This window comes from Nitrosomonas sp. sh817 (genome assembly GCF_030908545.1).
Classification (GTDB): domain Bacteria; phylum Pseudomonadota; class Gammaproteobacteria; order Burkholderiales; family Nitrosomonadaceae; genus Nitrosomonas.
This window is the reverse complement of the sequence record NZ_CP133083.1, coordinates 1,534,713-1,548,936: the sequence shown is the minus strand read 5'-3', so window position 1 is coordinate 1,548,936 and position 14,224 is coordinate 1,534,713. Positions and strand designations below refer to the sequence as shown.

9 protein-coding genes are annotated in these 14,224 nt (G+C 48.0%); 8 read left to right on the top strand and 1 reads right to left on the bottom strand.

Annotated features, from left to right (window positions below):
* The first annotated feature begins 33 nt into the window (after window positions 1-33).
* From RBH92_RS07245 to RBH92_RS07220, 6 genes are all read left to right on the top strand, one after another.
* On the top strand, window positions 34-1,545 hold the full coding sequence (locus RBH92_RS07245; protein WP_307931465.1) for a M48 family metalloprotease: 1,512 nt from the start codon (window positions 34-36) through the stop codon (window positions 1,543-1,545).
* A gap of 188 nt (window positions 1,546-1,733) precedes the next feature.
* Window positions 1,734-3,008, top strand: coding sequence for a hypothetical protein (locus RBH92_RS07240; protein WP_307931464.1), 1,275 nt, complete (start codon window positions 1,734-1,736; stop codon window positions 3,006-3,008).
* A 262-nt stretch (window positions 3,009-3,270) separates the two neighbouring features.
* On the top strand, window positions 3,271-4,416 hold the full coding sequence (locus tag RBH92_RS07235) for an efflux RND transporter periplasmic adaptor subunit (protein WP_307931463.1): 1,146 nt from the start codon (window positions 3,271-3,273) through the stop codon (window positions 4,414-4,416).
* Between the two features lie 2 nt (window positions 4,417-4,418).
* Entirely contained in the window at window positions 4,419-5,162 is a 744-nt protein-coding gene (locus RBH92_RS07230; protein ID WP_307931462.1) for an ABC transporter ATP-binding protein, read from the top strand.
* Window positions 5,163-5,229: 67 nt separating this feature from the next.
* Window positions 5,230-6,453 (top strand): ABC transporter permease, encoded by a 1,224-nt coding sequence (locus RBH92_RS07225; RefSeq protein WP_307931461.1) that lies wholly within the window; start codon window positions 5,230-5,232, stop codon window positions 6,451-6,453.
* A gap of 44 nt (window positions 6,454-6,497) precedes the next feature.
* Window positions 6,498-7,109, top strand: a complete 612-nt coding sequence (locus RBH92_RS07220) for an exopolysaccharide biosynthesis protein (protein WP_292924446.1) — start codon at window positions 6,498-6,500, stop codon at window positions 7,107-7,109.
* A 73-nt stretch (window positions 7,110-7,182) separates the two neighbouring features.
* Here RBH92_RS07220 and RBH92_RS07215 read toward each other — a convergent pair whose 3' ends face one another.
* Window positions 7,183-10,950, bottom strand: a complete 3,768-nt coding sequence (locus tag RBH92_RS07215; protein WP_307931460.1) for a response regulator — start codon at window positions 10,948-10,950, stop codon at window positions 7,183-7,185.
* Window positions 10,951-11,369: 419 nt separating this feature from the next.
* Here RBH92_RS07215 and epsL point away from each other — a divergent pair, with 419 nt between their 5' ends.
* Window positions 11,370-12,668 (top strand): XrtB/PEP-CTERM-associated polysaccharide biosynthesis outer membrane protein EpsL, encoded by a 1,299-nt coding sequence (epsL, locus tag RBH92_RS07210; RefSeq protein ID WP_307933850.1) that lies wholly within the window; start codon window positions 11,370-11,372, stop codon window positions 12,666-12,668.
* Window positions 12,665-14,110: an undecaprenyl-phosphate glucose phosphotransferase gene (locus RBH92_RS07205; RefSeq protein WP_307933849.1), complete on the top strand. Its 1,446-nt coding sequence runs from the start codon at window positions 12,665-12,667 to the stop codon at window positions 14,108-14,110. Before epsL ends, RBH92_RS07205 begins: the two co-directional genes overlap by 4 nt.
* The last annotated feature ends 114 nt before the right edge of the window (window positions 14,111-14,224 follow it).

Below are 14,224 nucleotides of genomic sequence, written 5' to 3'. Positions count from 1 at the left end.
AGCGCTTGATCTGCTGATGCTGAGTTAAATTAAATGAGAATTCTTTGCCTGATCATTGCACTGTCGCTGTTGTTGCCAGGCAAAGTTATTGCCCATGAACTTCCAGACTTGGGCGACGTATCGCAAGTGACCATCACACCATATCAAGAGCGGCAGCTTGGTTTGAAAATCATGCGTCAGATCCGCGCAGATCCAAGCTACATGGATGATTCGGAAATTGCCAGCTATCTCAGCAATCTCGGTCATAAACTGATCAGCAATTCCAATGAAGCCAGTGTCGATCAGCTATTCGAGTTCTTCGCCATTCAGGATCCGGCGATTAACGCGTTTGCACTACCCGGCGGGTTCATGGGCTTTAACAGTGGTCTGATTATCGCGGCTCAAAGCGAATCCGAGTTGGCAGCCGTAATGTCTCACGAAATTGCGCATGTCACACAAAAACACCTCGCGCGCATGATCGCCGCGCAAAAATACGACTGGATTAAATCCATTGCGGCATTAGCGGTTGCGATTATCGCAGCGCGCTCCAATCCTCAAGCGAGCCAGGCGGTCTTGGTAGCTTCCCAGGCCAGCATGATTCAATCCAAACTGGACTTCACCCGCAATCACGAAAAAGAAGCCGATCGCATTGGCTTGAATATTTTGCTCGATGCTGGATTTGATGCGCAAGGAATGACGACATTCTTTGAACGTCTGCAAAAATCCGGGCGCTTTCACGAAACCGGCGCGCCGTCGTACCTGCGAACCCACCCGATCACATACGAACGGATTGCGGATATTCAGAACCGGATCCGCGACATGCCTTATCGCCAGGTTTCCGATAGCATCGATTTCCTGTTGGTCCGATCCAAGTTACGAGCCCTGCAGGGAAAACCGCATGATGCGGTTGCGCAATTCAAGATGCGCTTGGAAGAGCGACGCTATAGCAATGAAATTGCAGAACGTTACGGCTATATCCAAGCATTGATGCGTAATAAAAAATTTAAGCAAGCCAACGCTGAACTAACACACTTGTATCAGCTCTTGCAGCAAGACTCAACAACGCCGGAACTGCGCGGCCACCAATTAGGCGCGACCATCCGGATTGAATCCAAGAATGTCATTGCCGGCGCCATGATCGAAACACTCGCAGCCAGCGTAAAACTTGCCAATAAAGAAATGGACGCGGCGTTCAAGATTTATCAAAGCGCTTTAAAAATATACCCGCAACATCGCGCTTTGACTCATGGTTATGCGCAAGCCCTAATTCAGAAAAAACAAGTTAACACTGCGCTGGAATTTCTGACCCGGCAATTAAACTTGATCCAGAATGATCCAAAGCTATATGAGTTGCAAGCCCAGTGCTACTCTTTGCTGGGCGATAAAATGCTGGAGCATCGCGCGCAGGCCGAAGTGTATTTTCTGAAAGGCCATTACAAAGCAGCGGCTGATCAATTGAAAACCGCACTGCAAAACGACAATGGTGATTTTTATCAACTCTCAAGCCTGGAGGCGCGATTAAAGCAAATCCAGATTCTGATTGATGAAGAAGAAAAAGAAAAATAAATACGCGACCGCTTGCATCGCGGAATACTCCAACTCGCGGAAAGTTTTTTTGCAATAACAAATTAAACTTCAATATTCATATTTGACTTTAAATTGAGATAGCTTTATATAGCTATGACGGCTAGCTAAAACTGGCTGCGCACCGTAGCAATGCGAGTTTACCCTACAACCAAAAGGAGAATAACAGCATGTCAGCAACCTCAATCCCACGCATCCGTTTTTTTCGAACCAGCCGGAAAATCCTTACGGCTTTTCCTCTATCTTTGTTCTTTTTATCGATCTTAATCACAGGTTGCAGCATCGGTGACAAGATTGAAAAAATCACGGATACCGTCAGCGATGTTACCGGAGATACATTAGCCACTCTTGATGACGCCATCGATGCATTAGACCGGAATTCCGCCTCTTGGCAATCGGTTTTACAGGATACCACTTCGAAGTTAACCGGTGACGCACAGTCTACCGTTCGCAATGAAGTTTCGGATTTATTGAATCGCAGTGTCGCCGCAACCGGTGGTGAATTGCGTTGCAATATGGATTTTGTCGGGGCTCGTGTGCGCCAGGCTTTGGCTAGAATTCGCGCGCGCTTGATGCATCAGCCCGTGCCCGCTGTTGAGCCAGCTCTGTGTCAAGTATCGCCCGCCGCTGTCGACATGGCGCTGGATCCGAGCCGACGGACAAAATTGGAATTTTTTGGTTACGATTTCGATACCACGCCGATCAAAGTCACGTTGCACGAAGGCGCGCGCACGCGAGACGTATCATCCGAACTCGATCGTTTAACGCACTATCATATGACCCTCAACCTGGGCGGTAACGGTGTTCCTTTGTCAAAAACCAGCGACCGGCTTACTCTGGAATGGCAAAACCGCCAGATTTCCAGCATTGCCGTTATCCAGCCAGCCACACCGGTGTGTAAAGAAGAGGATCACACCGTGCTGCCTCAAGCTAAGCTAACCTACACGCCGCCGCATACCCGGGGCGATCGGGAATATAGCGGTCATGGGCCGGAAGTATGGGCCAATGCAAAATGGATTAATGAAGGTACGCATATCAATTTCCGGTTATGGATGAAAGCACAGGAAACACGCAAAGATTGGACGACTGCTGAAGGCGAACGCGTTATCCAGTATTACACTGCCCCGCCTGGCAAGCGCATCGATCGCATCATTAGCGGCACAGAAAGCACTGCGCACTATATTGATACCGATCATAACGAGGACCGCCAAGGCGGCGGCCCCAACGGCCCGGTGAAAGAGTTTGTATTTCGCGGTGACCGGAACGGCGACGATGCAGGCAGCTATACCGGTGTCGATGTCACTTTTAATCCCTTGATTGTCCGGTTGGTGGAAGTAACTAACTGCGCACCGGCATCAGCGATTAAATCAATTGAAAGAAAAGACTTGATTTCACCGGCTACGGTTAAACGCCTGCAGCCGATGATGAAAAAACTGCAACCTTAGTCCCGCCAAGCAATCACCAGTTTCTTGCTGGTGATTGCTTTTCCCAAGCCTTCAATAAAACCGGGCGTTCAGGTTTTCTCGAGCCTGATAGCATCATCTGAAAACCAATCCCATACTAGAGCGTCATACCGGGTATCGGCGGGCATATTTCGGTACTGCTCTCACTCAATAAAGTTTAAAATACGCTTCGCCTACAATTTTTCCTGGCTTACGTGAATGTAACCGGTACAAGCGCCAACTCACCATAAAAAGATATTTCCAGATGCTTACTCAGAATGGCAAACAGACAGCTCTGATATTCGTACTGATGATTGCCATTATTGCTTATTGGTACGGTACTGATCAGAAAGAATCCGATACTAACCCTTATAAAACCAGAAGTGCCGAACGCGGTGATATTATTCAAACGATCTCCGCCAATGGCACGTTAACGCCGCTCATTTTAGTCAATGTCGGCACCCAGATATCAGGAACCGTGGCCAGATTATATGCCGACTATAATGACCGTATCGAAACCGGTCAGGTGTTAGCCGAACTCGATCCGGCGCTGTTACGCGCGCAATTACAACAATCCCGGGCTAACCACCTGAACGCGCAAACAGCCTTAAAAATTGCGGAAAACAAATTGAAACGCCATCGTTTGTTACAGCAACAAGGATTCATCTCACCGGAAGCGCTGGAAATCGTTGAGCAAGAAACCGCAGCGGCACGAGCGCAAACGGCAGTCACGAAGGCGCAAGTGGATCGCGACCAAACCAATCTTGACTACAGCATCATCCGCTCTCCAATTTCCGGGGTTGTCATTGCACGTGATGTCGATATCGGGCAAACCGTCGCGGCCAATTTTCAGACACCGACTTTGTTCAAAATCGCCAAAGATTTGCGGCAGATGCAAATCAACATCAGCGTTGCAGAAGCGGATATCGGCTTATTGCATATCGGACAGTCGATCAATTTTTCTGTCGATGCTTTCCAGAATCTCCAATTTACCGGTACTGTTAAGCAGGTCCGGTTGAATCCGACCATCCAGGAAAATGTTGTGACCTATAATGTGGTAGCGATCGTTGATAATGAAGATGAAAAGTTATTACCCGGCATGACCGCCAACATTTACTTTGTCGTGGCGCAAAAAAATGACGTGCTCCGCGTACCCAATGCTGCATTGCGATTTCAACCGAAAGTCAGCCAGTTGAGTGATTCCGGCAAAGCCTCGCTCAAAACCGCGTCCTCCACACTTTATATCCTTAAGGAAAACAAGCCTTCACTGGTAAATGTTGTGACCGGGATTTCCGATGGAAATCATACGGAAATCATCAGTGGTGAAATTAATCCCGGTGATCCCATCATTATCAGCGAAGCGGTTGACAAGAAGGAATCCGAGAGTAAGTTCCGGTTAAGGTTTTTCTAACGATGTTGGCTCAAAACAATAACGCTGACACAGCCATCATACGAATTGAGAATTTGTGCAAAAGCTATAGCTTACAAGGCGCCGACGGCAAAACCATTATTAGTCAGGTTCTGTTTGACATCAACATCACCGTGAATCAAGGCGAGTTTGTTGCCATTATGGGACATTCGGGGTCTGGAAAATCCACATTAATGAATATCCTGGGCTGTCTGGATATTCCAACCAGCGGATCTTACTGGTTGTCCGGCAAAAATATCTCGACATTGTCTGAAAATGAGCTGGCACGCATCCGCAATCAAAGTATTGGTTTCGTATTTCAGGGATTTAATCTTCTAAAACGCATGACAGCTTTGGATAATGTTGCCGTTCCATTGCTGTATGCCGGAATCAGCCGGTCTAAAAGCCGCCAGCAAGCACTTACGCTGTTACGTAGCACCGGTCTGGAAAAATTTGCCATGCATCAACCGAATCAATTATCAGGCGGGCAACAACAACGCGTCGCGATCAGCCGCGCTTTAGTCAATCACCCCCCGCTCATTCTCGCCGATGAACCAACCGGCAATCTGGATACGCAAACCAGCAAGGAGATTATGCAATTGTTTGAGCAGCTCAATCGCGATCAAGGTATAACCATCGTATTGGTAACGCATGAAGATGACATCGCATCATATGCCAGACGTTTAATCCGTCTAAAAGACGGGTGTGTCATTTATGACGACAAAAACACCATCATCAGCGATCGCTAAGTCTGGTTCTGTTTGATTCCATTGGGTTTGGTCATAACATGTCATTGTTACAAATGGAACGGATTCAATGAACTTAATCACAATACTTGGCGAAGCATTCCGCGCCTTGCGGCAAAATCGTTTGCGAACCGGGCTCACGATGCTGGGCATGATTATCGGTGTTGCTGCGGTGGTGCTGATGTTGTCTATCGGACAAGGGGCGCGCGCGAAAATCAATGAAACCATTGCGGCAATGGGCAGCAACTTATTCCTCGTGGTGCCGGGGGCCACGTCATCCGGCGGCTTCAGTTTCGGTAGCGGCAGCGTAAGAACACTGACCATCAATGATGCTTATGCCATCGCGGATTTGGCATCGATTGCGGCAACCTCGCCGGTTACAACCGGAACAGTTCAGCTCAATTATGCTTCCAAAAACTGGAGCACCATCATCACTGGAACCACGCCGGATTATTTCGTGGTCGGAAACTGGAAAATGGAATCCGGTACCGCATTTACCGAATCCGATTTACGCTCTGCCGCACGTGTTGCGGTGTTGGGTTCGATCACCTCGAAGAATCTATTCGGCGATGAAGATCCGGTCGGCAAAACGATCCGGATCACCAACCGGCCCTTTCAAGTTGTCGGTGTGCTGATGGCCAAAGGGCAAAGCCTGACCGGGCGCGATCAAGATGATAACGTCTTTATCCCGATTACCACCAGCGAAAGACAAATCACTGGCAATCAGTTTCCAGGTTCTATCCGTTATATGCTGGTGCAAGGAAAATCCGCCGAGGATATGGATATCGCGGAAATAGAAATCACCCAGTTACTGCGCCAGCGTCACCGGATTCAAGCGGGTAAGGAAAACGATTTTACCGTACGCAACTTGACGGCGATTGCCGATGTTGCGACGGACGCCGCAAAAATTATGTCCATTGTGCTGGGAGCCATTGCTTCGGTCTCTTTAATGGTCGGCGGTATCGGCATCATGAACATCATGCTGGTATCGGTCACTGAACGTACCCGGGAAATCGGCATCCGAATGGCTTTGGGCGCCAATCAACGCGCTATCCTGGCACAGTTTTTACTGGAAGCGATCATGATTTGCGTCCTGGGAGGTAGCATCGGATTGTTGCTAGGAATCGCTGGGGCATGGGTTGTCAGCCGGTTCGCGGATATGTTGATTGTGATCACTCTCGGGATGATCGGCTTGGCTTTCTTATTTTCTTCCGCGGTCGGGATTTTTTTTGGATTCTATCCGGCGAGGAAAGCATCTTCGTTAAAACCGGTGGATGCGCTCCGCTATGAATAATCCATTCTTAACCACTTGTGCAGAAACAAACAGAGGAATTGACGATGACAACTAAAGAGCGCCCTACTTCCGATTTTCTGGCCATTGTTGTCGTTGAAAATAAAAAAGAAGCCATGACCGTCGGAGAGATCAAGAATGCGCTGCATGAACGAGGTTTTGGCATTCTGATGGCGATCGGAGCGTTACCGCTTTGCATACCGATCCCGGTCCCGCCAGGCTACACGACCCTTTTTTCAATTCCATTATTCATTTTCTCGGTACAAATGATTTTAGGTATGCGGGCTCCATGGCTTCCGGCTTGGATGGAGAAAAAAGTTATTAAGAGAGAGAGTCTGGAAAAAATCGTTACCAAAGCAAGCCCTTGGTTGAAAAAAATTGAGCACAGAATGCAGCCTCGGATGACCTACATCAGTGTCCATACGTGGGAACGGATCATCGGAATTTTTGCTTTTGTTTTTACCGTATCCATCGCGCTTCCTATCCCCTTGACAAATTTTCCGCCCGGCTGGGGAATTTTGGTGATGTCTTTGGGGCTTCTTAATCGAGACGGCGTAACGATTTTGATCGGAATGATTATTGGAACTATCGGGATTGGTATTACGATGATTGTTCTCATGATGCTTTGGATGGGAATGTCCATGCCCTCTTTTTATTAATTTGGAGGAAACACGGCAAATAATTACCCCAGCAACCGGAAAGTATCCGAAAACAGCCGGTTAACGATGAAAATTAACCGGGTGATTTATCCATCACTAACCCATCTCCATCCCGCTCCAAATAAGTTCTAACCACAGCCATTTCGGTATTGAACCGCGGCATCAATTCCGCGAGTGCTTTTGCGTCATTATTTTTGCCGGCCTGTTCAATTTCAGCGCATACATTACCCAGTGCTAACGCACCGACCGAACGCGATGAGGATTTGAGTTTATGCGCCAACGATCCGACTGTTGCGAATTGCCCCGCTTGGTAGGCGGCAAGCATTTCTACTGCAATTTTCCCGGCGTCGCTACGAAACTCCAAAAGTAATTCCTTAATCGCCGCCGGATCATCGCCGATCAGTTTTCTTAATACGCCGGAATCCACCACAGCCGTGGTTACTTTAACATCATCGGTGGATTCAGTCAGTCCGCCGCTTATCAACATTTTTGACTCGGGGTTGGAAAGCGGCAAATGTTTTTCCAATAATTCACGCAATTCATCTAGCTGCACCGGCTTACTCAAATAATCATCCATGCCAACACTCAAACAATGTTCCTTCTCCCCTTTCAATGCATTGGCGGTTAATGCAACAATCGGCAAATGTTTTTGACCGGTTTCCGCTGCTCGAATCGTTTTCGTCAAATCGATTCCGTCCATTTCCGGCATATGCAGATCGGTCAGCAGCAATCCGTAATTACATTGTTGCAAGCGCTTCAGCGCTTCCACACCATCGTTTGCAATATCAGCCGCATACCCGAGCAGATTGAGTTGTTGCCGGATAACCTTTTGATTGATTTCATTGTCTTCCGCAACCAATATTAATTTGCCTTGCCGCAGCGCTTCTTCACGTGACATCGCAATTGGCCTATGCTTGAAGGAATCAATGATTGGTGTTTTTTCCTCGCGCGCATCAATCCTGCCAGCAGCAATGGCCATTGCTCTCAGCAACGATTGGCGGTACATCACATCGCCGTCCAACGTAATAATATCGATATCTTCAATCCGCGCTTGCCTGCGGCGGCCGCGTTTGATTACCACGAACCGGGGTTCAATAAACGCTGCCGATTTATCCGCAGTACCTCGCGCCTCTGTTTTAATCCGCTCCGAGCATTCATTGAATGCGGCTCGAAGTTCGCCAATCGATGGTCCCTGCTGCCCTGCATCGATCACAACCAGCCAAAGCCCTGGCGTTAAATGTTGTATTAACTGATGCAATTGCGAAAAGTCAGTCAATTGCACAACTTCCGCGCCCGCGCTTTGCAAATAAACTGCTAAATCATTACTTAATCCTTCGTTATCTCCCAGAATCAGGCAATTCAAACCCGCGAGATCTTCAATGGTCGGTATGGCGCTCGTTTTATCCGGCAAAGGAATAAAAGGCATCTGAATGATAAAAGCGGAACCATGCTGCGGTTCACTTTGCACGGAAATCTCGGCATCCATCAATTCGGCAAGATGATGGGAAATCGCCAAACCGAGACCGGTTCCGCCAAATCGCCGTGTTGTCGATGGATCTCCCTGGGAAAAAGATTTAAACAACTTTTCCTGGGTCACTTTATCCATACCGATCCCGTTATCGGATATTTGAAACGTCACCACAATTTTCTCTGAATCGGATTCGGTCAATAGAACCCGCACTGAAACTTTGCCTTGTTTCTCCTGCTTGCTGGAAAATTTTATTGCATTATTGATAATATTAACCAGTACCTGACGTAACCTCAGGGGATCACCCAGCACATTTTCCGGAATCGCGGGGTCAATGAACAAGGTTAATTCGACTTTCTTATTAAGCGCCAAATGCGCTAGCATGCCGCAAGCATTCTCAACAATACTGGCGATCGACATCGGAATTTTCTCGATTTCCAGTTTGCCGGCTTCAATTTTGGAAAAATCCAGAATATCTTCAATGATAGCCAGTAAAGCGTAAGCGGAATCCCTGATCAAATTGGCCATTTCCATTTGATAACCGCTGAGACTGGTTTGCCGCAGCACGTCAATCATGCCGATTACGCCGTTCATGGGCGTTCTTATTTCATGGCTCATGGCGGCCAAAAATGCCGACTTGGCTTTATTGGCTTGATCGGCATCAATCTGAGCCTGCCTCAAGTCTTGCATGATGCGGACATGCTCGCGAATGTCCCGCATCACACCAGTAAAATGCCTTTTTCCGGAAACGAAGTATTCACTAACCGCCAGATAAAGTTCCAGCCGCTCCCCGTCTTTATTGACGCCTACTACCTCTCGCCCCAATCCGATACCATGAGAACCTGAAAGATACGGACGGCCGACATACTCCTGGCCATGTCCGGTTTTGCAATAATTTTCCATGTAGCTTTCGTGCTGACTCCGTTCAGGCTCAGGCATAATGATCGCAATATTTTGCCCGATCATTTCGTCGTGACTGTAACCGAACAATTTTTCCATCACCGGGTTTGCTGAAAGAATCGTGCCTCGTTCGTCAGTGGTCACTACACAGTCGACCATATGCTCAACCACAGAGCGCATTTCCTCTTCCTTGATCGCCAATGCCGTATTGACGCGCTGCAAATCAGCAGTCCGGGTGGTTACGCGTTGTTCCAATTCCTGATTCAGTTGCAGCAAATTATCTTCCGCTTTGTCACGCTCCAGATTACTGGCGTTTAAACGTTCCACCATGACATTGAAGGTTTCGCCCAATTGCCGCATCTCATCCCAGCCTTCAACAGTCACCCGTTGATGAAAATTGCCTGCTGAAATGTCCAAAGCACTTTGATTCAAATGCTTGAGGGGGTTTACAACCCGGCGGTTAAACAACACCGCTCCAAACAGTGCCGCTAACAATGTAATGGCTAACAGCATCAACCCCATGAAATGAACCGAATAAACGGAAGCAAATGCTTCATCGACATCGATATGAACAACAATTCCCCATTTCATTCTCGGCAAGTAGCGCCATGCCGCAACAACTTCTTTGCCGCGATAATCCACAGTAATTGCACCGCCGGAATCACCGTCCAATGCATGTTGTATGGCTGCTGATGACGGTAAATCATTGAGTGGAACGGTGCGTTTCAATGCTGCAGTTGCATCATATTTCAGCGGAGCCATTATGAGCGCTGTATGTTTGTCTTCCCTACGGGCAACAAGCGTTTCGCCGCTGCTGCTCAACCCCACGTTATTTGCAATGACCGCAAATACCCGCTCGCTGTAGATTTGTAATGCCAGCACGCCCTTTAATTCCCCGGACACAATGATCGGCGTTCCTACAAAAGCGGCTATCGCTCCTCGTGACGGTTCATAGTATTCAAAATCGGAAATGCTGCTGTTTAAATTTTCCAGCGCTTGACGCGCCACTGTTGCGAGACCGGTATTACGATAAGGGCCTGTAAATAAATTCGTTGCAAAATCAGATTCATGCGCATCTGAATAAACAATATCGCCTTTTAATGAAATTAAAAATAAGTCGTAATATTTGGCTTCTTGAACAAAGCGGCGGAAGTTTTGACGATAGCTAGCATCTAATTGCAGGTATTCATCCGAATCGACTCCGCTTTCATGGAATATTCTTGAAAACTTAATCATCGCTTCATAGGTGGTACTCGCATCCCGAAGTAAGCTGGCATCAAGCAATCGCTCTTGCAAGTAACTGTCAATCTGCTCGACCTTTTTATCGGCAATGGCCGAAACATTGCCGATAGCAGTTTTCTTGATTTCAGCCTCGAATGTGTGTAATAAACTGTTGCCGATCAGTAAGATGGGCAATAGAGAAACTAATGTAAACCAGACAGCAAAACGCTGAGTGAGCGAAGTGAATTTCATCGGTTTCTCCTTTCATCAAACCAATTGTTATTTGAAAACGCATTCAGCCTATGATTCAATTATGCAATTGATCAATTCGATATTCAAAAGAATCATTGCTATCGAAAAGCAAACCCATTGCATCAGACAAATACCGCACGATATACCTACCTATTGCAGATTTAGATTTCAATCCTTATGCCGTAACATCTGCTGCACTGATAGATACATTCGAATATAGCATTCCACCCAGCAAATCTATGCTGACAAACCGTGATTATCAAAATACCGTCAAACTGTTGTAAGTAAGACGAAAGGGAAGAATTAGATTTGCAAAAAGTGTTGGTATCAAATAGTTTATAAGAACATATCGTGCAAAAGCGGTATGCTCTGCCAGGAATCACTGATATCCGATGACGGGAAGATCCGAGATCAAGTCAATGAGGTACTCATTCATAGAAGCCAAATCCAACTACATGCAACGGTATTTTAAGCGCAACCCGGTTCGCGTTGCGCGGCTCTTTTTGTGCCTGCTATTTTCATGGATTGTGCTGTTTTCCAGCCCGATGGCGCTTGCTTCGGTGATCGGCCGTGTCGTGAAGCCTTATGGCAACTACACCTTCACTGCTGACGACAACATGTTGCGCATCCGCGACAAAGCCGACCCCCTGCCATTGCTTGGCACAACGAATCTTTTCGATATTTCCCACCGCCTCACCGGCGGTGTAATGCTGGAAAAGCAAATCAGCCGGCAGCGCTTGAGCGCCAATGCGAATTTTACCCATACGCGCTATGAACGATTCAGTCAAATCAACAATGATCTGAAAAGCTTCAACGGCAATTGGAACTGGTTTCTCGGCAACCGGCTGGAAGGCAATATGGGGGCCAGTTATGTGCAATCGTTAGCGCCGTTCTTGTTTCAACCGGGGTTAAAAAATATCCGTACCGAGCAAACCGCGTTTTTCAATGGCGCGTGGCGCTTTCATCCGAGCTGGCGCCTGACCGGCGATTATTTGCGCTATGAGCTGGATACGGGCGGTTCTAACGGCATATTCCGTTTTCTTAACCGGATTGAGGATCGATTCGAAGGCGGGATTGATTACATCACCGCGCACCAGAATACTTTCGGTGTCGACTTTCGTTATATCATCGGCGATTTTCCGGTATTGGTAAGAGCGCCGGATGGTTCCGCCAGAGACAACAGCTACGATCAAAAAGAGGTGATGAGCCGGGCGGTCTGGGCGGTCACGGGAAAGTCCAATTTTAACTGGCGCGGCGGGTGGGTCGAACGAACCAACGCCAGCTTCCCGGAGCGCGATTTCAGCGGGTTTAACGCCCGCTTGGCTTATCAATGGCAGCCGACCGAAAAAATTGGCCTGACTATCAACGGCTGGCGCGAAACTTCAGCGATGCAAGTGCTAACCGCCAGTTTTGGCCTTAATACCGGCGTCAGTGTTTCACCTTCCTGGAATATCTCGCGAAAAGTAAGGCTGGAGGGGGATTTTTCCTATGAAACGCGGAAATTCAATAGCTTCGTGCTGCTTACCGATAGCTTATTGCCCGTAGGTACCGACAATACCATCCGCAATGCAACCATGCGGCTCATCTACGTGCCTTATCGCGGATTGCAACTCACCGCTACGGCTTATCATAATGATCTGAAGACAGACAATGCTTTGGGCGGATTTAACGCCAATGGCGCCACCCTCGGCCTGCAATACACTTACGGAAGACCATGACAGTCAACGATTTACCCATCGTCGCTTTTTTCAAGCATTTGCTCGACCCTTTTATCATTTGGAGCATGCTGATACTGACCACCTGGATATATCACGAAGACTTCACCAGCTACTATCTGGTGCTGGTCATCATCACCTTTTTTGTTTCCACCTACATTTACGAGCGTATTCTGATTTATCGCAATTGGCGCAAGGGACGGCTGCTGGCATATGTACGCGATACCATCATGGGTTGGCTGTTGATTGTCGCCATTCTGATATTTCTCGGTTATGCCACCAAATTTCACAACCAGTTCTCCAATCAGGTGTTATTGACTTGGTTCATTGTCACGCCGTTGATGTTGATCGCAAGTCATATCACCGTGCGCAGCATCGTCACCAATCTCTATGACAAAGGCGAATTACGCTCGGCCGTCGTCATCGGCGCCAACGAAACCAGTCTGCAATTCATCAAGCACATCGCCGATCTGCCCTTCTTGCTGATCAGCTATCAAGGTTTCTTTGATGAACGCAGCAGCTCGCGGATCGCCGGTATTGCAGGATCCCATACCGATGAGCAAGCCGGTTTGCAATTGACTGCAGCGGTTACCCGCTCCGGCAGTTTTGGTTCGCGGTTAGGCGGTTTGACCGATGTCGTGCCGTACGTCCAGAAACATAATATCGAAATGGTTTTTATCAGCCTGCCGATGGCATCGCAACCGCGCATTCAAAAACTGATGGATGAACTGCCGGATACCACCACGTCGATCTATTTCCTGCCGGATATTTATATTTTCGATTTGATGCAGGCGCGCTTCGAATACGTCGGCGATCTTCCGGTGGTCGCCATGAACGAATCACCGTTCACCGGTATCGACGGCGTGGTCAAAAATACCAGCGATTTTGTGCTGGCGCTGCTGATTATCTTGCTGATATCCCCGATCATGCTGTGCATTGCGTTAGCGGTAAAGTTAACTTCTCCCGGTCCGGTTATCTTCAAGCAACGGCGTTATGGTTTAAACGGCGAAGAGATTATCGTCTATAAATTCCGCTCCATGACCGTCACCGAAGACGGCGCCAATATCCAGCAAGCCAAACAAAACGACCAGCGGCTCACCAGAATCGGTGGCTTCCTGCGGCGTACTTCATTGGACGAATTGCCGCAATTCTTCAATGTGCTCGAAGGCAAAATGAGCATCGTCGGCCCCCGCCCCCATGCCGTCGCGCATAACGAGCTCTATCGCAAACTCATCAAAGGCTACATGCTACGCCACAAAGCCAAACCCGGTATCACCGGATGGGCGCAAGTCAACGGCTGGCGCGGCGAAACCGAAACCCTCGAAAAAATGAAAGCACGCATCGAACACGACCTCTACTACCTCAAAAACTGGTCCATCTGGCTCGACCTCTGGATCATCTTCAAAACCGTCCTCGTCGTCTTCAAAAAAGATAATGCTTATTAAGGAAACGCTGATTAATTCGGCGAACGAGATGAAGCACGAGGCGCACGGAACACAGCAACCGAGACATATCAACAAGATAGGCAAGGGAGCGAGTACCGCGCAACGAAGTGATTT

What these genes read in the sequence shown, in the direction of transcription:
- RBH92_RS07245 (WP_307931465.1), top strand. Translation starts at nt 34, where the DNA reads ATGAGAATTCTTTGCCTGATCATTGCACTGTCGCTGTTGTTGCCAGGC.
- RBH92_RS07240 (WP_307931464.1), top strand. Translation starts at nt 1,734, where the DNA reads ATGTCAGCAACCTCAATCCCACGCATCCGTTTTTTTCGAACCAGCCGG.
- RBH92_RS07235 (WP_307931463.1), top strand. Translation starts at nt 3,271, where the DNA reads ATGCTTACTCAGAATGGCAAACAGACAGCTCTGATATTCGTACTGATG.
- RBH92_RS07230 (WP_307931462.1), top strand. Translation starts at nt 4,419, where the DNA reads ATGTTGGCTCAAAACAATAACGCTGACACAGCCATCATACGAATTGAG.
- RBH92_RS07225 (WP_307931461.1), top strand. Translation starts at nt 5,230, where the DNA reads ATGAACTTAATCACAATACTTGGCGAAGCATTCCGCGCCTTGCGGCAA.
- RBH92_RS07220 (WP_292924446.1), top strand. Translation starts at nt 6,498, where the DNA reads ATGACAACTAAAGAGCGCCCTACTTCCGATTTTCTGGCCATTGTTGTC.
- RBH92_RS07215 (WP_307931460.1), bottom strand. Translation starts at nt 10,950, where the DNA reads ATGAAATTCACTTCGCTCACTCAGCGTTTTGCTGTCTGGTTTACATTA.
- epsL (WP_307933850.1), top strand. Translation starts at nt 11,370, where the DNA reads ATGAGGTACTCATTCATAGAAGCCAAATCCAACTACATGCAACGGTAT.
- RBH92_RS07205 (WP_307933849.1), top strand. Translation starts at nt 12,665, where the DNA reads ATGACAGTCAACGATTTACCCATCGTCGCTTTTTTCAAGCATTTGCTC.